Raw genomic sequence first — 21,004 nt, 5'->3', positions numbered from 1 at the left:
GAGTTCCCACCTCACTTCCCCCGTCGTCATCGAAACAGAAAGGCCGGCCAATCATGTTGAAGCAGGAACTCGAGGACGGCCAGGCCAGTCTCGCCGATCCGCATTTCCGCGCCGACGTGCTGAGCGGCCTTGCGGCGCGGCCGCGCGCCATCCCGGCGCGCTGGTTCTACGATCGCCGCGGCTCGGAACTGTTCGAGGAGATCACCCGGCTGCCTGAATATTATCCGACCCGCACAGAGACGGCGCTGTTGCGCGAGACCGGGCCCGAGCTCGGAGCGCTCGCGGCGCGGGGGGCGGCAGTGGTCGAGTTCGGCTCGGGCTCGTCGGTGAAGACGCCCCTGCTGCTGCGTGCGATCGATCCGGCCGCCTATGTGCCGATCGACATTTCCGGCGATTTCCTGCGCCAGTCGGCGGCCGAGCTGGGCCAGGCCTTTCCCGGCTTGCCCGTCTATCCTGTCGAAGCCAATTTCCTTCGCCCGGTGCCGCTTCCCGAGCAGGTGGCCCGCATGCCCAAGCTCGGCTTCTTCCCGGGCTCGACGATCGGCAACATGCAGGCCTTTCATGCGGTCGACCTGCTGCGCGCGATGCGCGACTGGCTGGGGGAGGGCGCGCGGCTGCTGATCGGGATGGACCGGGTGAAGCCGGCGGAGGTGCTGGTCCCCGCCTATGACGACGCCCAGGGAGTCACCGCGGCATTCAATCTCAACCTGCTCGCGCGGATCAACCGCGAGCTGGACGGCACGATCCCCGTCGATGCCTTCCGCCACGTCGCCCTGTGGAACGACGATGCCGCGCGGATCGAGATGCACCTGGAAGCGGTGCGCGACGTGGCGTTCGCTGTCGACGGGCGCGCCTTCGCAATGGGTGCGGGCGAGACGATCCACACCGAGAACAGCCACAAATATGGCCGCAACGGCGCCCGCATGCTGCTGCGCGCCGGCGGCTGGACGCCGATCCGCGAATGGACCGATCCGAACGACTGGTTCGCACTGCTGCTTTGCGAGGCGCAGCCGCTGCGGATGGCCCCGTAGGCGGGAGCCCGGCAGCAACCCTTCCGCCACCCGCCCTCGTCATCCCAGCCAAGGCGGGGATGACGGGGATATGTCGAGGACTTGGCTGGGTCTCTGGAGACTCAGTTCAGCGCGCGCCGCGTGTCCAGCATCCGGCCCAGCGCCACGAACAGATAGATCGCCGGCGGGACCAGCACGATGCTCAGCACCACCTTGGTCAGCATCTGGCCGACCAGCAGTTCGCCGATCGGGAACACGCCGTAAAAGGCCACGGAGACGAAGATCAGCGTATCGGCGATCTGGCTCAGCACCGATGCGATCGCGGCGCGCAGCCAGAGCAGGCGGCCGCCGCCGCTCTTGAGTGCCGAGAAGATGGTGACGTTGAGGATCTGCGAAATGCCATAGGCGATGATCCCGCCCAGCCAGATGCGCGGCGTGCCCGACATCATCAGCTCGAAGGCGTGGAGCCGGTCCGGCTCCATGCTGGGCGAGGCCGGAAGGCTGAGGACGAGGATCGAGAGGAGGACCGAGGTGACCAGCGGCACGAAGCCGAACAGGACCAGCCGCCGCGCCGTGTCGGGCCCGTGCAGCTCGGCGACGGCGCTGGAGACCGAGACGAGCAGCAGGAAGGCGAAGATGCCCGCCTCGACTGCGAGCGGGCCCACGCCCACCCAGCTGCCGATCTGCGAGACCGGCCCGAGCGAGACCTGCTTGTTGCCGAGCACGCCGGCGATGCAGACCATGCCGCCGTAGAAGATCGAGAGGAAGAAGAGCGAACGCGGGATGCGAATAGTGTCCATGGCGGGACGCTAGCGGGAAATGCCCGCGCCGCAAGTCCCGCGGCGGACCGGGCTGTCAATGTAGGAAATGTTCCCTTAGCGTTCCCCGGTGCCGTCCCGCCGGGTCGGTACCGCTCTTTGAACTGTCGAGATTCCGAATTGCGCGCCTGGATATGCGCGTGGGATCAATGCCTTGTGCCGCGATCGGGGCGGCGGCGCGCTAACATCCGGCGCCGTTCCGATCCGCATGCGAGCATCGACTCGCCGAAATTGCCGCGTTTCCCCGGCGGTTGTGCCGAGCGGCGCGCGGAACGGCGGGAGTCGATCCGCGTGAAGTTCGCCAACTTCGGCGTCCGGAGGCGTCTGGTTCGGTGGGGGCTATGGCCATGCGGCATCGAGCGTGTATGGTGGAAGACTTGGGCGTACGCCTTGGGGGAATGGGCAGTTGAATCAGTTTCCGGTCGGCATCTTCGGCGTGATTGCGATCCTCGCCATCGCTTTCCTGCTTTCGTCGAACAAGCGCGCGATCAACCTGCGCGTCGTCGGTGCGGCCTTCGTGTTGCAGGCGGGCATCGCGGCGCTGGTGCTGCGCACGAGCTGGGGCCAGGCGGCGCTGCACAGCCTGTCGGCCGGCGTCTCGGCGCTGCTCGAATATGCCAAGGCCGGCACCACCTTCCTGTTCGGGCCGCTCGCCAAGCCCGAGCTGGGCGGCCAGAGCTTCGCGATCGCCGCGCTGCCGGTGATCATCTTCTTCGCCGCGCTCGTCTCGATCCTCTATCATCTCGGCGTGATGCAGTTCGTGATCCGCTGGATCGGCGGCGCGATCGAGAAGGTGGTGGGCACCAGCAAGGTCGAATCGCTGTGCGCGGCGGCGAACATCTTCGTCGGCCAGAGCGAATCGCCGCTGGTCATCCGCCCCTATCTCGCCCGGCTCACGCCCTCGCAGCTCTTCGCGGTGATGAGCGTCGGCATGGCGGGCGTCGCCGGCACGATCCTCGCCGCCTATGCCAGCCTGCTCGGGCCGACGGCGCTGCCCTATCTGCTGGCCGCGTCGTTCATGGCGGCGCCGGGCGGGCTGCTGATGGCGAAGATCATGATGCCCGACGCGCCGGTGGCGGACGGTGCGCTGCCGCTTGGCGACCAGCCCGAGGACGAGGCGATCCGGATCGCCGAGCACGACATCGAGGAAGAGCGCGCCGCCAACCTCATCATGGCGGCGGCCACCGGCGCCTCGACCGGCGTCAAGATCGCCGTGGCGGTGGGGGCGATGGTGCTGGCCTTCGTCGCGCTGGTCGCGCTCGCCAACGGGCTGCTCGCCGGGGCAGGCAACTGGATCTACGAGCTGAGCGGCCATGCCGCCTGGGCGGAGATCTTCCGCAACCTCAGCTTCCAGAAGATCATCGGCACGGTCTTCGCGCCGGTCATGTACCTGCTCGGCATCTCCTGGCACGAGGCGACTGCGGCGGGCGGGCTGTTCGGCACCAAGGTGGTGCTCAACGAGTTCGTCGCCTTCATCGATCTGGGCGCGATGACCGATCTCGCTCCGCGCACCCGGGCGATCATCACCTTCGCGCTGTGTGGCTTCGCCAATTTCAGCTCGATCGCGATCCAGATGGCGGCGACGGGCAGTCTGGCGCCCAACCAGCGGCCGATGATCGCCAAGCTCGGCATCCGCGCGCTGATCGCGGGTAGCCTGGCCAACCTGATGAGCGCCGCGCTGGCGGGGCTGCTGCTTCCCTGACCGAGCCCGGCCGCGTTAACCTTTTGGTTACCGGCCGGTCGGTAGAAATCGCCTAAATCCGCGGGAACAACGCTGCGCCGGGGGCGCGCTGGGCCCGTGATAACAACCGATATGGGATGGAGAGCGGGTCGCGCGCCATCGAACGATCGTGCCGCGCGCTGCGCCGCGGAACGGATCCGGATGTGCGTTCTCCAGACATTCTACTGGAGTGTTGCGTGACCAGCTTGCTTGCTTCCGGCCCGGACGTGCGTCCGCCGCGTATCCCGCGACGATCCCCGCCCACGCCGGGTGAGGAAGCGCTCGGCCGGATCGGGGATTGCCTGCAACTCGCCTTTCAGCCCGCAGGTGCGGGAGCGCGTCCGGTGCGTCCGCATTTGCCGCGGATCGTTGCATCTTCGAAACGTCACAGACATCTGACGGACGCATGTTCTCCGCGGGTCACCACCATCACGCCGTCGGAGGCAGACATCCGCACCGAAATCTCCTTCCAGCCCGAAGTGCCTGTCATGGAACGTCGAATCGACGATCGCTCGAAAATCTCCGTCTATCGGTCCGCGATGCTGCGATGGGGCGGCTATGAGGCGCTCTGCCTTATCCGCAACATTTCGCCCGGCGGCCTGATGGGCAAGCTCCATACCAGCCTGCCGCCCGACGAGCCGGTAACCGTGGAGATCCGTTCGGGCAGCGCGATATCGGGGCGCATCGCCTGGTCGGCGGACGGGATGATCGGCGTGCAGTTCGACGAGCGGATCGACGTGCTCGAAGTGCTCCATGCGCCGGTACAGGGCGAGCCGGGGCTCACCCAGCGCATGCCGCGGCTGCGCATCACCTGCCCGGTGAGCCTGGTGGCCGAGGGCATGCGGGTGAGCGTCACGCTGGTCGACGTGTCGCAGGGCGGGGTGAAGGTCGAGGCCGATTTCCTGCGCGAGGGCGATGCGGTGACGGTGGGTGTCCATGGCCTCGAGCCGCGCCGCGGCGTGGTGCGCTGGGCGCATGACGGCCGGGCGGGGATCGGCTTCCTCGTCGCGATCCCCTTCGACACGCTCGCCAGATGGGCGCTCGACCGCCAGAGCGAACTGGCCGGAGCCGACGCCTAGGTTGGGGACTCATATTCCCTCAATCGTCATCCCCGCGCAGGCGGGGATCCAGGGTAATGCGGGATATCGGCGCCACCGCGCGAACGCCGTCCGGAAAGGACAGGACTCGCCACACCCGTTCCGCGCCTGGCCCTGGATCCCCGCCTGCGCGGGGATGACGACGGAAAATCAGATACTTGTTTGGGTTCTCAACCTAGCGCGTCGGCACCGGCTCCGCGCCCGAATAGTCGTAGAAGCCGCGCCTGGTCTTGCGGCCATACCAGCCGGCTTCGACATATTTCACCAGCAGGGGCGCCGGGCGGAACTTGGGATCGCCCGTCCCCTCGAACAGCACCCGGGTGATCTCGAGACAGGTGTCGAGCCCGATGAAGTCGGCCAGGGTGAACGGGCCCATCGGATGGTTGAGGCCGAGCTGGCAGGCGGCATCGATGTCCGGGATCGTCGCCACGCCTTCGCCCAGCGCGAAACAGGCTTCGTTGAGCATCGGCATCAGCACCCGGTTGACGATGAAGCCGGGGGCGTCGTTGGCATGGACGATCCGCTTGCCGAGCGACTGGCCGAAGGATTCGACCGCCGCCACCGTCGCGTCCGAGGTGGCGAGACCGCGGATCAGCTCGATCAGGCCCATCACCGGCACCGGATTGAAGAAATGCACGCCCATGAACCGGCCGGCGTCGGGCGCTGCCTGGGCAAGGCGCGTGATCGGGATCGACGAAGTGTTGCTCGCCAGGATCGCCTGCGGGCCCAGCACCTTGCCGACATTCTCGAAGATCTGGCGCTTGATCGCTTCCCGTTCGGTCGCGGCTTCGATGACCAGGTCGCAGGGGGCGAAGGCATCGGTGCCGCCGACACAGGCAATCCGGCCGAGCGCGGCCTCGGCATCGGCGGCGGCGATCTTCTCCTTCTCGACTGCGCGGGCGAGTTGCTTCGCGATGCCGGCCTTGCCGGCCTCGGCCCGCGCCTGATCGACGTCCGACAGCAGCACGGCATAGCCCGCCTGCGCCGAAACCTGCGCGATGCCCGCGCCCATCTGCCCCGCACCGATCACGCCAACCGTCTTCATCTCAATCTCCTTCGTCGCTCGCTCCTACCGGGAGATTGGCGAATCGGCTAGGCTGCCCGCCATGCTGATGCTCGCGCTCCTCGCCGCCCTTGCCGACGATCCGCAACCCGGTGCCCTCAAGCTCTATGGCGACTGGGCCGTGGCCTGCGACAACACCCATCGCTGCGAGATGACCTCGCTCTATCCGCCCGACGGCCCGTCCGATGCCGACGCCGACTATCAGGCGACCGCGTCGCTGACCCGAGCGGCCGGGCCCGAAGGGGGCTTCGCCGTCGAACTCTATCCGGCCAACACCGTGAAGGGCCGCGTATCGGTGCGCGTTGACGATGTGCCGGTGGCAAGCGTCCCGGCCAATGCGGCGGGCGACACGGTGACGCTGGCCGCGGCGGACTCCGCTCGGCTGGCCGCCGCGATGGCGAACGGCAAGCAGCTCATCCTCGCCGACGCCTCGGGCAAGCTCGTGGCGCGCATCTCGCTTGCCGGCTCCTCGGCGGCGCTCCGCCACATCGATGCCGATCAGGGCCGCGCCGGCACCGTCACCGCGGTGGTGGCCACGGGCGCCAAGGCAGTGAGCACCGTTCCGGGAGCCGCCGGCCCGCCGCGCATCGCCGCCCTCCGTCCCGCGGGCGCGGCGGCGGCGCTCCCGCCCGCCCTGCGTGCCAGCCTCGAACAGCAGGGCGGCTGCAACGACTGGTATGAAGGCACGGAGAGCCGGCCCGAGACCCAGGTTCATGCGCTGGGCGGCGGCAAGACGCTGGTGCTGATTCCCTGCGGTGCCGGCGCCTATAATTACAACAGCCTGGCCTTCATCCTCACGGGCGGCAAGGCGGTCGAGGCCGGCTTCGACCTTTCCTCGGGCGAGGGCGAGGGCAATGCGCTGGTCAATGCCGGCTGGGACAAGGGCGTGCTCTCCAGCTACTATAAGGGTCGCGGCGTCGGCGATTGCGGCCTCGGCGCCCGCTATGTGTGGGACGGGACCCGCTTCCGGCTGATCGAGATGCGGATGATGGACGAATGCCGCGGCTCGACCAACTGGCTCACGGTCTGGCGCGCCGAGCCCGTGTTCCGCTGAGCGACAAGTTGCGGGGCGGGCTCGCCGGCCCTATGGGCCGCGCATGACCAACGCCCCCGAACCCGTGCTGCTCGCCAAGGCCGAAACGCTCGTCGAGGCGCTGCCCTATCTGCAGCGCTATGCCGGCGCGACCTTCGTCGTGAAATATGGCGGCCATGCCATGGGCGATCCCGAGCTGCAGCGCGATTTCGCCGAGGACGTGGTGTTGCTGAAGGCAGTGGGCATCAATCCGATCGTCGTCCATGGTGGCGGCCCGCAGATCGGCGCGATGCTCAAGCGGCTGGGCGTCGAATCGAACTTCGTCGGCGGGCTCCGGGTGACCGATTCCGAAACCGCGAAGATCGCCGAGATGGTCCTGGCCGGATCGATCAACAAGGAGATTGTGAGCTGGATCGGTGCCGCGGGCGGCCGCGCGGTCGGGATCTCGGGCAAGGATGCCGGCCTCGTCACTGCCGAGAAGGTGACCGGGCGCGAAGCCGATCCGCTCCAGGGCATCGAGCGGCATGTCGACCTGGGCTTTGTGGGCGAGCCGGTGGGCGTCAATCCGGCGATCCTCCATTCGCTGGCGGCGCAGGGCTTCATTCCGGTGGTCGCCCCGATCGCGCTGGGCGCGGACGGTCACACCTACAATATCAATGCCGACACCATGGCGGGCGCGATCGCCAGCGCGTGCGGCGCGTCGCGCTTCTTCCTGCTCACCGACGTGGCCGGCGTGCTCGACAAGGCGGGCGAGCTGATGACCGACCTCGATCCGGCGCGCATCGCTGCGCTCAAGGCCGACGGCACGATCAAGGGCGGCATGATCCCGAAGGTCGAGACGTGCGTGAACGCCGTCGAGCAGGGCGTCGATGCGGCGGTGATCCTTGACGGCCGGGTGCCGCATGCGATGCTGCTCGAGATCTTCACGCGGCGCGGCGCGGGCACGCTCGTCCACGCCTGATCCGACGGCGCGGTTTCTGCGCCGGGATCGGCAAGTATCGGCCGCGTGCGTTTCGCCGCGGCCTGGACCGGCTCGGATCCCGGGTCCGCGCCGGCCCGCGGGCGAGTCCCTTTGCTAGCGAGGAAGTGAAATGAGCGAGCGCAGCCACTTCGAGGACGAGAACAGGGCCTTGGCCCTCAGTGCGTTCACCCTGGTGAAGTCGCTGATGAACGCCCTGGAGAAAAAGGGCGTGCTGAGCGGCGGCGAGGTCGATGACGTCGTGGAGGAAACGCTCGTGGCGCTGGAATATCGCCATCAGGATACGGCAACCGATCTCGCGCGGCGGATAATCGAGGCAATTGCGGTGATGCGTTCCGGGCATCTGCCCGGCCAGCCGCCCCGGGGATTGGTGTAGCTTCCGGAGACGGCGGCTTCCGCGAGGAATGCGATCCGGCGCAGCGCCGGGGTTGTTGCCGGGCACCGCATTCCCTAATCTGTGTCGCAAGAGACCTCGGAGAGCGCATTGATCCCCTTCCTACTCATGATCCTCGACATCATCGGCTTCCTGCTGTCGGCGTTGAGCATCGTCATCGTCGTCCAGGCGATCCTGTCGTGGCTGATCGTCTTCAACGTGATCAACCTCTACAACGAGTTCGTCCGTTCGGTCTGGCAGGCGCTCGAGGTGATCACGCGGCCGATCTATCGCCCGATCCGGAAGATCCTGCCCGATTTCGGCGCGCTCGACCTGAGCCCGCTGGTGGCGCTGCTGATCATCTACATCCTCAACAACTTCGTCCTGCCGACGCTCGCCGCGCAGCTGGCCTCCACTGCCTATTGAGGCAGGGATGCCGGCCTGGCGGCGCGTGGCGACCGGGATCGAGATCGCCGTCAGGGTGACGCCGCGCGCATCGCGTGAGGCGTTCGCGGCGGGTACCGATGCGCACTTCGCGGCCCGGCTCGCCGCACCGCCGGTGGACGGCGCGGCCAATGCCGCGCTGGTGCCGCTGGTGGCCGGGGCCTTCGGCGTTCCGAAGCGCGCCGTGACGCTGATCGCCGGCGATGCGGCGCGGCTGAAGCGGCTTCGTGTGGAAGGCGATCCCGCGACGCTGGAAGATATCGCGCGCAGGCTCTATGGCGGGGCGCATGACGGCTGAGATCATCGACGGCAAGGCGTTCGCCGCTGGCCTGCGCGCCCGCGTGGCGGAACTGGTTCCCGCATTTCGCGAGAAGGCCGGCCGCGCGCCCGGGCTCGCCGTGGTGCTGGTCGGCGAGGATCCGGCGTCCGCCGTCTATGTCCGTTCCAAGGGCAAGCAGACGCGCGAGGCGGGCATGGAGAGCTTCGAGCACAAGCTCGGCGCCGATACCACCCAGGCAACGCTGATCGCGCTGGTCGACAAGCTCAACGCCGATCCCGAAGTGGACGGCATCCTCGTTCAGCTGCCGCTGCCCGATCACATCGACGAGCAGGCGGTGCTCACCCGGATCGATCCGGACAAGGACGTCGACGGCTTCCACCCGGTCAATGCCGGGCGTCTCGCCACCGGTCTCCATGGCTTCGTTCCCTGCACGCCGCTCGGCTGCCTGATGCTGCTCGAGGACCGGCTGGGCGATCTCTCCGGGCTCGACGCCGTGGTGATCGGCCGCTCGAACATCGTCGGCAAGCCGATGGCGGCGCTGCTGACCCGGGCCAGCGCGACGGTGACGCTCGTCCATTCGAAGACGCGCAACCTGCCGCATTATCTGAAGCATGCCGACATCGTGGTGGCTGCGGTGGGCCGTGCGCATTTCGTCAAGGGCGAGTGGCTGAAGCCGGGCGCGACGGTGATCGACGTGGGCATCAACCGGACCGACGAGGGCCTTGTCGGCGACGTCGATTTCGACAGCGCGGCGAGCGTGGCCGGCGCGATCACGCCGGTGCCGGGCGGGGTCGGGCCGATGACGATCGCCTGCCTGCTCCGCAATACTCTGGTCGCCGCGCACCGTGCCGCGGGGGTGCCGCTGGACAAGGGGGCGATATGATCCTGGCCGCCCTGGTCCTGCAGGCCGCCGCGCCCCAGAGCGCGGTCGATGCCGAGCGCGCGTTCAACGCCGCGGCGCAGGCCAGGGGCCAGTGGACGGCGTTCCGCGCGTTCGCGGCCGAGGATGCGACGATGTTCGTGCCGCAGCCGGTGCAGGCACGGCAATGGCTCAAGGATCGCAAGGACCCGCCCCGGTCGATCGAATGGTGGCCGACCGAAAGCTGGGTTTCGTGCGACGGCAAGTCTGCGGTGAACACCGGCGGGTGGAAGCTGCCCGAGGGAAGGGTCGGCTTTTTCAGTACCGTGTGGCGCCTCGAGGCCGAGGGCGGCTGGAAGTGGACCATCGACGGAGGCGAAGTGCTCGAGACTCCGCGGGAACGCCCCGCCGAGCCGAGGCTGCGCCGCGCTTCCTGCACGGGAAAGGCCGTGCAGCCGCCGCGGTTCGGCTATCGCGAAGGGCCGAGCGAGAGCGGCGCCTCGGCTGACGGGACGCTCGCCTGGCATTGGCATGTATCGTCGAGCGGCGCGCGCCAGTTCGTCGCCTGGATCTGGGACGGCAAGGCCATGGTCCAGGTGGTCGACGACCGGATCACCGGGCCGGGCAAATGATCGAACTCTTCATTTCCGCCTTCATCACTTTCTTCGTGGTGATCGATCCTCCCGGCTGCGCGCCGATCTTCGCCGGGCTGACCGCGGGGACGAGCCCGGCGCATCGCCGCGCGATGGCGGTGCGCGCGGTGGTGGTCGCGGCGATCATCCTGTTCGGCTTCGCATTGTTCGGCGAGGCGCTGCTGCGCGCGCTCGGCATCAGTCTGAACGCCTTCAAGATCGCCGGGGGCATCATGCTGTTCCTGATCGCGCTCGAGATGGTGTTCGAGAAGCGCACGGAGCGGCGCGAGGACCGGGCCGAGAAAGTGAAGGCGAGCGAGCCGACCGATATCTCGATCTTCCCGATGGCGATGCCGATGATCGCCGGGCCGGGCTCGATCGCGTCGGTGATGCTGCTGATGTCGCAGAACAACGGCTTCGAGCGCACCACCGTGGTGCTCGCGGCGATGGCTGCGATCCTGCTGCTCACCATGCTGGCGCTGCTCGCCGCCGGCCCGCTGATGCGGGTGGTCGGGGCGAAGATCGAAGCGGTGGTGTCGCGGCTGCTCGGCGTGCTGCTGGGGGCGCTGGCGGTGCAGTTCGTGATCGATGGGATCAGCGCCGCGCTGGTCGCCGGACGGGCCGTCGGCGGCCACTAGCACGCTCCAGCGAAGCGTTCAGCGCGTCGCCGGCACTCCCGCCATATCCGGCAGGTCGTAGCGGATCCGCCACAGCTTGAACGGCAGCGGCTTGCCCGGCTGGACTTCGCGCAGCGTGACCGGCTCGAGCCAGTTGGGCACGTCTCCCTTGGCCAGTTGCGCATAGAAGCCGTTCGGGCCCCGGCTGCGATAGAGCGTGGTCTCGGACATGTTCGGGCAGACCAGCAGATACTGCGCCTTGTGTGCGGCGGCGATCGGCCGGAAGTTCGGCGTCGCCCAGGTGAAGGCGTGGTGCACGTCGAGGATCGCGCGGCCGTTGCGATGATAGGGGCCGGCGATGCCGCTGTGATGCGTGACGGTGATCAGCCGCGGGCCCAGATCGACATGGGTGAAGACGATCCCGGCGGGCACGTCGTCGAGGACGCGCAGGTTGCTCATGCGCGCGCAGGCGGCGTTGGCGGCGGCGATCTTGTCGGGCGGTGCCGGCTTGCCCGGCCTGGCGTCGTTGCCGGCGGAGAAGAAGGGCACGACCAGGCCGGCCCACAGGCCCGAGAGCAGCAGGAAGGCGAAGACCGTGCCAAACACCCGGACGAAAATGCCGAGCAGCCGCGCGGGGATCTCGCCGATCCAGCGCGCGAAAGGCGCGCGGATGCCGAGGAACCAGGGCACCGCCGCCACCAGCAGCGCCACCGACCCCGGCACCGCCAGCAGCTGGGCGGCGGGTGCGGCACGCACTTGCCACAGCAGCATCGCGCTGGCGAAAGCCGTGAAGAGCGCGACGGCGACCCAGCCGACCAGCGCCTCGCCGCGCCGCGCGCGCCAGGTGGCGAAGATCGCGCCGATCACCCCGATCACCGGCAGCACCGCCATCGGGAAGGCCGTCTTGAAGGCATGCTTGTAGATCGGCCGCGCCTCGCGGACATTGTTGAGCCAGGTGTTGGCGAGCTCGTCGGACACTTGCTCGGGCCGGCCGAGGCATTGCGGGAACAGCAGCGCGAAGCCGGCGACGATCGCGCCGCCCGCCAGCGCGGCGAGGGCGAGGCGGACCCAGCGATTGGCGGGATTGACCAGGGACAGTCCGAACAGCAGCGCGCCGGCCGCGATCATCACGCTGAGCCAGACCGGCGTGAGCGCGTCGCAGCGCATCGCCTGGTTGGCATTCGAGGCGAAGAGCGCGAAGCCGAGCGCCGAGCCGCCGCCGAGCGTCAGGCCATAGACCTGCATGCGGCGCACGTCGTCGCGATCCCAGATCCAGCGCAGGGCGATGATCGCGCCGGCCATCGCGCAGTAGGGCAGCATCTCGAGCCCGATGGTGAGCGAGGCGGCGCTGGACAGGCCGACGGTGGCGCCGCCGCGGGCGCGGCGCGGATCGGCCAGGCCGGCGACGGTCATCGCCAGGAACGCCAGCTGCCAGCCATGATGATCGATCCGCATCGGCGCGTACATCGACATGGTCGAGGCGCAGCCCATCAGGACGATCAGCGCCAGCGGCCAGGCCCAGGGCGCCACCAGCCGGCGCACGGCGAGCGAGAGCCCCGCCATGGCCGGCGCCAGCGGCAGCAGCGGGGCGAGGCCGCACGCCCATTTCTCCGCGGTGGCGGTGCCGACGAACGGCTTGAAGGCGAGGATCAGCCCGGCGATCGGCAAGTCGACGAGGCGCGACCAGTGGATGTCGAACCCGCCCAGCGCCGGATCGAGGCGATATTGCCGGAGATCGTACCAGCCCTGGCCCGCCAGCCAGGCGCGGACCTGCATCAGCCGCATATTGTCGTCGGTGTCGCCGAGCAGCAGCCAATAGATGTTGCCCTGGCGGTCGTGGAGGAACCAGGCGACCACGCAGAACCAGAAGAGCGCCATCCAGCGCAGCCAGTGGCGATCCAGTTCTCGGTCGAGGCGGAACCCGCCCTTGGCTTCTGGCGTCAAAATCGCTTCCCTCGCTCCGCGCCACGCATTAGGGCGACCGGCGGTTCTTGGGCAAGCGGTTGTGACGGCTGTAATCAAGCGATTTGAAGAGATGTGGGCGAATGGGGTGTTCGGGCAACTCGTGCGCTTCGGCATCGTGGGGCTGGGATCGACCTTCGTCTATGCCGTGGTCTATTGGCCGCTCGCCACCTATGCGATCCCGCCGGTGCTCGCCTCGATCGCGGGATTCCTGGTCGCTGTGGTGTTCGGCTATGTCTTCCACAGCCGCTGGAGCTTCAAGGGGCACGAGGCCGAGGGCGGCATGGGCACCCAGTCCAAGTTCGTCGCGGTGCAATCGGTCGGCATGGCGATGAACGCGGCCTTCACCTGGGTGATCACCGGGCCGCTGCACCAGCCGACCTGGGTGCCCTTGCTCCCGGTGGTGTTCGTCACCCCTGTCATTACCTTCGCGCTCAACCGCTATCTGGTGTTCAAATAAGATGGACCGCATCGTCTACGAGCGCATGGCAGCGCACGACACCACCCACTGGTGGTATCGCGCGCGCCGCGAGATCCTTTCCGACTATCTGAAGCGCTATGCCGCCATTCCGGGCGAAGCGCGCATCCTCGAGATCGGCTGCGGCACCGGCCACAACCTGCCGATGCTGGCCCAGTTCGGCGAGATCGACGCGATCGAGATCGACGAGATCGCCGCCGCCAAGGCGAGCGAGCGGCTGGGCAAGCAGGTGGGCGCCTCGCCGCTCCCGGAGCTGACCGGAGTCCGGGACGGCAGCTACGACATGGTCGCGGTGCTCGACGTGATCGAGCATGTCGAGGACGACGTCGCGGCGCTGCGGGCGATCGCGCGGGTGCTCAAGCCGGGCGGCAAGATCCTGATCACCGTGCCGGCGCACCAATGGATGTGGAGCGCGCACGACGTGGTGAACCACCACAAGCGCCGCTATTCCAAGGCGACGCTGACCGCTTCGCTGCGAGAGGCGGGGCTCGGCTGGCAGAAGCTGCGCTGGTTCAACTCGCTGCTCTTCCCGGTGGCGGTCGCGGCGCGGTTCGTCGGCAAGCTGACCGGCAAGGACGACAGCGACGATTCGCCGCCGCCGCGGCCGCTCAACGCGGCGTTCGAAGCGGTGTTCGGGATCGAGCGGCACATCCTCGGCCGGCTGCCGATGCCGCCGGGCCTGTCGATCATCGTGCTGGCGTCGCCCAAGCAACCGGGGCCCAAGCAACCGGGGTCCAAGTAACCGGGGTCCAGCCAGCCGCGCGGCGGATCACTCCGCCTTTTCGCCGCGCGGCGTCACCGGCGAGACGCTGACTTCGCCCGAATCGGCATAGCGATAGCCGAGCGAGGCATGGCCCATCACCGGGCCGGCGACGTCGGCGACGATGTAGAGCGGGCGGCGCTTCGACTCGACATAGAGCCGGCCGAGATATTCGCCGATCATGCCGAGCACGAACATCTGCACCGCGCCCAGCACGACGACGACGAGCATCAGCGAAGTCCAGCCGGGGATCGCCGCGCCCATCAGCCAGCCGGCGACGATGTAGAGCACCAGCAGCGCCGAGAGCCCGGTAAGGATCAGGCCGACATGGCTGGCGAAGCGCAGCGGCGCGGTCGAGAAGCCGGTGATCGCGTCCAGGGCGAAGCGGATCATCTTGCCGAGCGGATATTTGGTCTCGCCGGCATGGCGCTCGTGCCGGTCATAGGGGAAGGGCACTTGCTTGAAGCCCACCCAGGCGACCATGCCGCGGATGAAGCGCGCCTGTTCGGGCAGCGACAGAAAGGCGTCGAGCGCGCGCCGCGTCATCAGGCGGAAGTCGCCGGTGTCGAGCGGGATCGGCGTGTCGGTGATCCGGTCGAGCATGCGGTAGAAGAAGGCGGCGGTGATCTTCTTGAAGATCGTCTCGCCCTCGCGCTTGCGGCGCACCGCATAGACCACGTCGGCGCCCTGCGAGCGCATCGCGGCGCGCATGTCGGTGAGCAGCTCGGGCGGATCCTGCAGGTCCGCGTCGATGATCAGGATTTCCTCGCCCGCGCACAGGTCCAGGCCCGCGGTGAGCGCGAGCTGATGGCCGTGGTTGCGCGAGAGGTTGATCGCGACGAGGCGCGGATCGCCGGCCGAGAGGCGCTGCATCACTTCCCAGCTCCGGTCGCGCGAGCCGTCGTTGATCAGCACGATTTCATAATCGTCGCCCACCGCGGCGCGGGCGGCGCCGGAGACGCGGCCGTGCAGCATCTCGAGGCACGCCTCTTCATTGTAGCAGGGAATGACGACGGAGAGCTTGGGGCGCTTTTGCATGACCGGACGCCTTAGCGGCGCGACGAGCCGCCGTCGAGCGGGGTCAGCGCATCGCGGTTCCGCCGGCCAGACGGTTGGGCGCGCCGATATTGGCGTTGTTCACGCGAGTCGCAGGAGGGCGGGCTCTGCATCGGAACGGTTCGCGGAGAGCGATGCGTCGCGCGAGCGGACGGTCGCGATCGTGGAAGTTCGCACGGCCCCGGGCCGGGTGCGGCGAAACCCGCGCATTTCCGGGCGCGCCGCGGTGCTGCGCGCGGGATCCACTGAGTCAAAGAGCAGCCCGGAGGCATTCCGGGCAATAGCGGAATCCCGGGCTGTAGGACAGCCGGCGCCCCAGGATCGGCCTGCGTTACCGGGTTGACGCTGCCGCGCATGCCCCCTAACGCACATCGAGATTGAGAATCACTTGCATTAGCATAAAGGGGTTTCGAAGCATGGGGCGGTTCAGTGCGCTGGGGGTGAGCATATTGGCAGTGGCGGCGGCGTTGCCGGCCCAGGCGCGGGACGAGCAGGACAGGAAGCCGGCGGCCGCGCAGGATTCGACGATCACCGTCACCGCCACGCGCATTCCGGCCGACGTCAAGGAAGTGCCGGCCACCGTCACGGTGATCGACGACCGGAGGATGGCCGACGAGCTGACCACCGACATCAAGGATCTGGTCCGCTACGAGCCGGGCATCAGCGTGCCGCGCGGCCCGACCCGTTTCGGCGCGGCGCTGGGCACCACGGGGCGCGCCGGCAATGAGGGCTTCGTCATCCGCGGCATCGGCGGCAATCGCGTGCTGATCCAGGTGGACGGCGTGCGCGTGCCCGACGGCTTCAGCTTCGGCGCGCAATCGACCGGGCGCGGCGACTATGTCGATCTCGGCCTGGTCAAGTCGGTCGAGATCCTGCGCGGCCCGGCTTCGGCGCTGTACGGCAGCGACGGCCTGGCCGGCGCGGTCAGCTTCACCACCAGTGACCCTTCGGATTTCCTCCAGGGCGGCAAGAAGGTCGGCGGCCTGGCGCGCGCCGCATACAGCTCGGCGGACAATGAATTCTCCGAGACCGGCGTGATTGCCGGCCGCTTCGGCGATCTCTCGGCGATGGTCGCCTATACCCGCCGCGACTATCATGAACTCGACAACAAGGGCACGACCGGCGGCATCGGCACGGCCCGCACCGAACCCAATCCGCAGAACGGCCATTCGAACGCCGCGCTGGGCCGGCTGGTCTATGAGCCGGACGCGCACAGCCGCTTCCGGATCACCGGCGAATATGTCGACAGCCGCCTCTTCACCAATGTGCTCACCGGCCTGACCCCGCTCCCCGCCACCGGCACCACGATCGACCTGTTGCAGGCGCGCGACACCAGCAGGCGCGGCCGCATCGCCGGCGACTGGACCTGGCACGGCGAAGGCACGCTCGAATTCGCCCGGCTGAGCGGCTATTGGCAGAACAGCAAGGATCGCCAGTTCACCGACGAGGACCGCAGCCCCGTCGCCGATCGCGAACGGCTCAACACCTTCGAGAACCGAGTCTATGGCGCATCGGGCGAAGTGCGCCTGGGCTTCGGCGCGGATGACGGGCTGCGCGCCAAGCTGACGCTGGCGGGCGATATCAGCTGGACCAACCAAAAGGGCCTGCGCGACGGCGTGGTGCCGCCGGCAGGGGAAACCTTCCCGACCCGCGCCTTTCCCGTGACCGACTATATGCTGGCCGGCCTGGTCGCTGCGGCGGAAGTCTCGTTCGGACCGGTCACGCTCTATCCGGCGCTCCGCTTCGACGCGTACAGGCTGACGCCGGAGAAGGATCCGCTGCTGCCCACCTTCGCCGCTTCGGGGCAGGATGGCTCGCGCGTCTCGCCCAAGGTCGGCGCAGTGATCAAGCTGTCCGACGGCGTGCGGCTGTTCGCCAATTACGCGCAGGGCTTCAAGGCGCCCGAGCCGAGCCAGGTGAACAATTTCTTCGCCAACCCGCCGGTCGGCTATACCAGCATCGCCAACCCGAACCTGAAGCCGGAGAACAGCGAGAGCTTCGAGGGCGGCTTGCGCTATTTCAACACGCTGGTCTCGTTCGACCTGACCGGCTTCTATGCCCGCTATCACGACTTCATCGACCAGGTGGAGACCACCGGCCGGCCCTTCCCGTCGCCGGCCAATCCCTGGATCTACCAGTGGCGCAACCTGGGCGGCGTGAAGATCCGCGGCATCGAGGCGCGGGCCGAGGTGCGGCCGGCGCGGGGGCTGAGCGCCACGCTGGCGGTTTCCTATGCCCATGGCGACACGATCGGCACCAACGGCGCCAGGCTGCCGCTCCAGTCGGTCGACCCGCTCAAGGCGGTGGCCGGCATCGGCTATGACGCGGCCGACCGGCGCTTCGGCGGGCGGCTGATGGCCACCTATGGCGGGCAGAAGGAAATCGCCCGGACGCGCGGATCGGGCTGCTATGCAGCCACGGCCGGCGCCGTGCCGAACTGCTTCACCGGCAGCGACTTCGTCACTTTCGACATCACTGCCTATGTGCGCGTGGCCGAGGGCGTGACGGTGCGCGGCGGCGTGTTCAACCTGACCGACCGCAAATATTGGCTGTGGCAGGACATTCGCGGCCTGGCCGCCAGCTCCACGGTGCGTGACGCCTATACCCAGCCGGGCCGCAACGGCTCGGTGTCGATCAGCTATCGTTTCTAACCGCTTCTGAGGACCAAGACATGAAGCAGCTTCTTCCGATCGCCCTGTTCCTGCTGGCGCCGGTGCCGGCGCTCGCCCAGGCGGCGCCTGCCCCGGCGGCCCGGTCCGCCTTCGAGGCCGACCGGGCCGATATCCTCGCCATGGCGGGGACCTACAAGGTGAAGTTCGACATGCAGGAGAGCACTTCCTGGCGCGCCGACTATGTTCCGATCCCGGCCAAGGTCTCGGGCGGCGACGAAGTCGTCCGGGTGATCGAGGACAAGGGCGGGACGATCCGGCTCCAGCATCTCCTGGTGGTCGACATGGGCGACGGCAAGAAGATGGTGATCAAGCACTGGCGCCAGGACTGGCAATATGAGCCGGCCAAGGTGCTGGTCTATTCGGACCGCGATGCCTGGACCTGGGCCGAAGTGCCCGCCGCCGAGCGCAAGGGCGCCTGGTCGCAGACCGTCTATCAGGTCGACGATTCCCCGCGCTATGGCGGGTGGGGCAAGTGGACCGATGTCGGCGGGGTGCGCCGCTGGGAATCGAACCGCAGCTGGCGGCCGCTCGCCCGGCGCGACGCAGTGCGCGGCCCCGTCTATGACCGCTATCTGGGCGTCAACCGCCACGCGATCGCGCCGGCCGGCTGGATCCACTGGCAGGACAATCTCAAGATGGACGGCAGGACCGTGCCGGTTGTCCAGGAATATGTCCTCAACAGCTATACGAAATTCGCGGGCTTCGACGTGAAGGCGGCGGACGATTATTGGGCGGCGACCAAGGGCTATTGGGCCGCGATCCGCGCCGAATGGGACAGGATCGCCGCGGCCAAGGGGGGCATCCGCATCACCGAGGAAGCCGATCACGGCACGGTGATTGCCGGCCGCGTGCTCGAGATCGCCGACGAGATCCAGGCGGGCAAGACCCGCGAGGCGGATGCGATCAGGACCGCCAAGGCGCTGATGGACCAGGCGACCAGGGCCGCAAACTGATTCCCCCTCGGGAAAGGCCCGCTTTCCTTGGTCGGAGCGGGCTGGGGGCGGGCCGGGCGTATCCCAAGCGCGCCTGGCTCGCCCCCTTTTTTTGCCCGGCGACGGCGATGGGCATTCAACCGGATGGGCGTGCGCTTCATCGACTCGGCTGACGCACATGCACGCGGGCGCGCCATTCGATGACCGAAGAGCGTGCCGGGCCGCCGCATGGATGCGCGCGGCGGGGAAGATGGCTTCGGCGGACGAAAGAGCCGATTGAGCGTGCCGGGCGAAATCCTGCGTCGGAAGGAGTGGCTATTGCCGTAGCGTCCAAGACGACCACGGGTTTCGCCGCAGGATATCGCCATTTTGAAGCAAATAGATTGCGGGGGTTTGCCTGGGCCTTCAGCGTCCAGATCTTGGAAGCGGCCGGCGTCGACGATTCACATGGGCAGTTGCGATTATCGCAATCATTTGAGAAAGTCCGCGCAATGAGTGGATAGTCAGGTTCACGCAATGTCTGCGGAACATGGCGAGGAGGGGACAGTCGCTCGTGCGTGAACAGCGCGCGCCGGCGCCGTCTCGAACAGGGAGCGAGCGCCGTCATGAGCCACCGCCAATTTCCTTCCGTCTTCCCTGTTTCGCGCCGCAGCGCGCTGGCGATGCTGTCGTCGTCCGCCATGGTCGCCGCGTGCAGCGGCGGATCATCCTCTCCGGGCGCCGCGCCGACTCCCACGCCGACGCCGTCCCCGACGTCCACGCCGATCTCGGGGCCAGCCTGGTCCGGCTATGGCCGCGATGCGCAGCACACTTCCCTGAGCGCGATCGCGACGCAGGATCTGGGGCGCGTCGCCTGGACGACGCCCATGGACCTGGCGCCGCAATATGCGTCGTACGGCGTGCTGTTCACCCATTACGGCTCGCCGGTCGTGACGACGAGCAACACCGTGGTGATCCCGGTGAAGACGGCGGCGACGGGCAGCTACCGGGTCGAGGGCCGTGCCGGCGCGACGGGCGCGCTCCTGTGGTCGGCGACTACCGACTATATCATGCCGCCGCGCAACTGGCTGCCGCCCTACAACCCGGTCCTCACCCCGCAAGGCCGCCTCTATGTGCCCGGCGCCGGCGGCAAGGTGCTGGTGCGCACCGATCCGAATGCGGCCAGCGGAGTCTTCGCGGCGCAGCTGTTCTACGGTGCGGTGACGTACAACGCCAATCCCGCCGCGTTCGACGGCACCGTCTTCATCAACACGCCGCTGGTCGCGGATGCGAACGGCAACATCTTCTTCGGTTTCGTCGTGACCGGTACGAACCCGGCGGGGCTGGTGAGCGGCATCGCGCGGAGCGCTCCCGACGGTACGGGCACCTGGGTCGGCGCCGCGACAGCGGCGGGCGATCCCTCGGTCCAGAAGCCCGTGATGAATTGCGCGCCTGCCCTCTCGCCGGACGGCAGCACGGTGTATATCGCAGTGAACCGGGGCTCGACCGCCGCGACGCAGAACGGCTATCTGCTCGCGCTCGACAGCACGACGCTCGCGACTCGCGCCAAGGTTGCCCTGACCGATCCCAATCTGGGCACGCCCGCGCGGCTCAGCGACGACGGCACGGCGTCGCCGGTGGTCGGCCCGGACGGCCGCGTGTTCTACGGCGTGCTGGAGACTCAGTTCCCGACGCACAATGCGCGGGGCTGGCTGTTGCAGTTCGATGCCCAGCTCAATCCGGCGAGCGTGCCGGGCAGCTTCGGCTGGGACGTGTCGCCCAGCGTGATCCCGGCTTCGATGGTGCCGTCCTACACCGGCACCTCGGCCTATCTGCTCGCGGTGAAGTACAATAATTATTTCGGCGTCGGGACGGGCGACGGGCTCAACCGGATCGCCGTGGTCGATCCGAAGACGGGCCAGGCCGACACGATCGTGCCGAGCGTGCAGGTGATGCGCGAGGTGCTGACGATCCTTGGCCCGACGCGGGACGGCGCCTCGGCCAATTCGCGAGTCGAATGGTGCATCAACACGATGGCCGCGGACCCGGTGCGCCGGTCGATCATCGCCAACAGCGAGGACGGCGTGCTGTATCGCTGGGACCTCACCACGAACACCCTGTCGCAGAGCGTGCGGCTCAATGCCGGGCTCGGCCAGGCCTATACGCCGACGCTCGTCGGCGCCGACGGCACGGTGTATGCGATCAGCAACGCGACGCTGTACGCGATCCGCGCCTGATCG

The 21,004-nt window shown here is 68.2% G+C and carries 20 protein-coding genes; 16 read left to right on the top strand and 4 right to left on the bottom strand.

Annotated elements, in window-relative coordinates; translation table 11 throughout:
* The first annotated feature begins 53 nt into the window (after window positions 1-53).
* A complete protein-coding gene (gene egtD, locus FFS08_RS10340; protein WP_137861635.1) occupies window positions 54-1,031 on the top strand; it encodes an L-histidine N(alpha)-methyltransferase in 978 nt (325 codons plus the stop codon).
* Window positions 1,032-1,132: 101 nt separating this feature from the next.
* Here the strand turns inward: egtD and FFS08_RS10335 are convergent, their stop codons facing one another.
* A complete protein-coding gene (locus FFS08_RS10335; RefSeq protein WP_137861634.1) occupies window positions 1,133-1,810 on the bottom strand; it encodes a queuosine precursor transporter in 678 nt (225 codons plus the stop codon).
* 424 nt (window positions 1,811-2,234) lie between these two features.
* Here FFS08_RS10335 and FFS08_RS10330 point away from each other — a divergent pair, with 424 nt between their 5' ends.
* Together FFS08_RS10330 and FFS08_RS23435 are read left to right on the top strand one after the other, a co-directional pair.
* A complete protein-coding gene (locus tag FFS08_RS10330) occupies window positions 2,235-3,530 on the top strand; it encodes a NupC/NupG family nucleoside CNT transporter (protein WP_137861633.1) in 1,296 nt (431 codons plus the stop codon).
* 506 nt (window positions 3,531-4,036) lie between these two features.
* On the top strand, window positions 4,037-4,627 hold the full coding sequence (locus FFS08_RS23435) for a PilZ domain-containing protein (protein WP_171012559.1): 591 nt from the start codon (window positions 4,037-4,039) through the stop codon (window positions 4,625-4,627).
* Between the two features lie 193 nt (window positions 4,628-4,820).
* Here FFS08_RS23435 and FFS08_RS10320 read toward each other — a convergent pair whose 3' ends face one another.
* The gene (locus tag FFS08_RS10320; RefSeq protein WP_137861631.1) at window positions 4,821-5,690 is read right to left on the bottom strand and encodes a 3-hydroxyacyl-CoA dehydrogenase NAD-binding domain-containing protein; all 870 of its coding nucleotides are present in this window, start codon (window positions 5,688-5,690) and stop codon (window positions 4,821-4,823) included.
* A 61-nt stretch (window positions 5,691-5,751) separates the two neighbouring features.
* Between FFS08_RS10320 and FFS08_RS10315 the strand changes: the two genes are divergently transcribed.
* The 8 genes from FFS08_RS10315 to FFS08_RS10280 all read left to right on the top strand — a co-directional run bounded on the left by FFS08_RS10315 (window position 5,752) and on the right by FFS08_RS10280 (window position 10,946).
* The gene (locus FFS08_RS10315; RefSeq protein ID WP_171012558.1) at window positions 5,752-6,762 is read left to right on the top strand and encodes a DUF1176 domain-containing protein; all 1,011 of its coding nucleotides are present in this window, start codon (window positions 5,752-5,754) and stop codon (window positions 6,760-6,762) included.
* A gap of 43 nt (window positions 6,763-6,805) precedes the next feature.
* On the top strand, window positions 6,806-7,702 hold the full coding sequence (argB, locus tag FFS08_RS10310; protein WP_137861629.1) for an acetylglutamate kinase: 897 nt from the start codon (window positions 6,806-6,808) through the stop codon (window positions 7,700-7,702).
* A gap of 130 nt (window positions 7,703-7,832) precedes the next feature.
* Window positions 7,833-8,096: a hypothetical protein gene (locus FFS08_RS10305; protein WP_137861628.1), complete on the top strand. Its 264-nt coding sequence runs from the start codon at window positions 7,833-7,835 to the stop codon at window positions 8,094-8,096.
* 126 nt (window positions 8,097-8,222) lie between these two features.
* Window positions 8,223-8,519, top strand: a complete 297-nt coding sequence (locus tag FFS08_RS10300; RefSeq protein ID WP_137861773.1) for a YggT family protein — start codon at window positions 8,223-8,225, stop codon at window positions 8,517-8,519.
* 7 nt (window positions 8,520-8,526) lie between these two features.
* The gene (locus FFS08_RS10295; RefSeq protein WP_137861627.1) at window positions 8,527-8,835 is read left to right on the top strand and encodes a DUF167 domain-containing protein; all 309 of its coding nucleotides are present in this window, start codon (window positions 8,527-8,529) and stop codon (window positions 8,833-8,835) included.
* Window positions 8,825-9,700, top strand: a complete 876-nt coding sequence (gene folD, locus FFS08_RS10290) for a bifunctional methylenetetrahydrofolate dehydrogenase/methenyltetrahydrofolate cyclohydrolase FolD (RefSeq protein ID WP_137861626.1) — start codon at window positions 8,825-8,827, stop codon at window positions 9,698-9,700. Before FFS08_RS10295 ends, folD begins: the two co-directional genes overlap by 11 nt.
* Entirely contained in the window at window positions 9,697-10,308 is a 612-nt protein-coding gene (locus tag FFS08_RS10285; RefSeq protein WP_137861625.1) for a Cif family virulence factor, read from the top strand. Before folD ends, FFS08_RS10285 begins: the two co-directional genes overlap by 4 nt.
* Window positions 10,305-10,946 (top strand): MarC family protein, encoded by a 642-nt coding sequence (locus tag FFS08_RS10280; protein ID WP_137861624.1) that lies wholly within the window; start codon window positions 10,305-10,307, stop codon window positions 10,944-10,946. Before FFS08_RS10285 ends, FFS08_RS10280 begins: the two co-directional genes overlap by 4 nt.
* Window positions 10,947-10,964: 18 nt before the next feature.
* On the opposite strand, the gene FFS08_RS10275 is transcribed toward FFS08_RS10280, so the two are convergent.
* On the bottom strand, window positions 10,965-12,803 hold the full coding sequence (locus FFS08_RS10275; protein ID WP_137861772.1) for an AcrB/AcrD/AcrF family protein: 1,839 nt from the start codon (window positions 12,801-12,803) through the stop codon (window positions 10,965-10,967).
* 172 nt (window positions 12,804-12,975) lie between these two features.
* On the opposite strand from FFS08_RS10275, the gene FFS08_RS10270 reads away from it, so the two are divergent.
* Both FFS08_RS10270 and FFS08_RS10265 read left to right on the top strand, forming a co-directional pair.
* Window positions 12,976-13,347: a GtrA family protein gene (locus FFS08_RS10270; protein WP_137861623.1), complete on the top strand. Its 372-nt coding sequence runs from the start codon at window positions 12,976-12,978 to the stop codon at window positions 13,345-13,347.
* A gap of 1 nt (window position 13,348) precedes the next feature.
* Complete coding sequence (locus FFS08_RS10265; protein WP_137861622.1) at window positions 13,349-14,107, top strand: class I SAM-dependent methyltransferase; 759 nt, start codon at window positions 13,349-13,351, stop codon at window positions 14,105-14,107.
* A gap of 27 nt (window positions 14,108-14,134) precedes the next feature.
* Here FFS08_RS10265 and FFS08_RS10260 read toward each other — a convergent pair whose 3' ends face one another.
* Complete coding sequence (locus tag FFS08_RS10260) at window positions 14,135-15,163, bottom strand: glycosyltransferase family 2 protein (RefSeq protein ID WP_137861621.1); 1,029 nt, start codon at window positions 15,161-15,163, stop codon at window positions 14,135-14,137.
* 434 nt (window positions 15,164-15,597) lie between these two features.
* On the opposite strand from FFS08_RS10260, the gene FFS08_RS10255 reads away from it, so the two are divergent.
* The 3 genes from FFS08_RS10255 (at window position 15,598) to FFS08_RS10245 (ending at window position 21,001) form a co-directional block, all read left to right on the top strand.
* Window positions 15,598-17,832, top strand: a complete 2,235-nt coding sequence (locus FFS08_RS10255) for a TonB-dependent hemoglobin/transferrin/lactoferrin family receptor (RefSeq protein ID WP_137861620.1) — start codon at window positions 15,598-15,600, stop codon at window positions 17,830-17,832.
* 20 nt (window positions 17,833-17,852) lie between these two features.
* On the top strand, window positions 17,853-18,806 hold the full coding sequence (locus FFS08_RS10250) for a DUF6607 family protein (RefSeq protein WP_137861619.1): 954 nt from the start codon (window positions 17,853-17,855) through the stop codon (window positions 18,804-18,806).
* Between the two features lie 584 nt (window positions 18,807-19,390).
* Window positions 19,391-21,001, top strand: coding sequence for a hypothetical protein (locus FFS08_RS10245; protein WP_137861618.1), 1,611 nt, complete (start codon window positions 19,391-19,393; stop codon window positions 20,999-21,001).
* The last annotated feature ends 3 nt before the right edge of the window (window positions 21,002-21,004 follow it).

Source organism: Sphingomonas sp. 1F27F7B, assembly GCF_005503355.1.
Lineage (GTDB): Bacteria > Pseudomonadota > Alphaproteobacteria > Sphingomonadales > Sphingomonadaceae > Sphingomonas.
The sequence above is the reverse complement of the archived record's forward strand: the minus strand, read 5'-3'. Positions and strand labels throughout refer to the sequence as shown.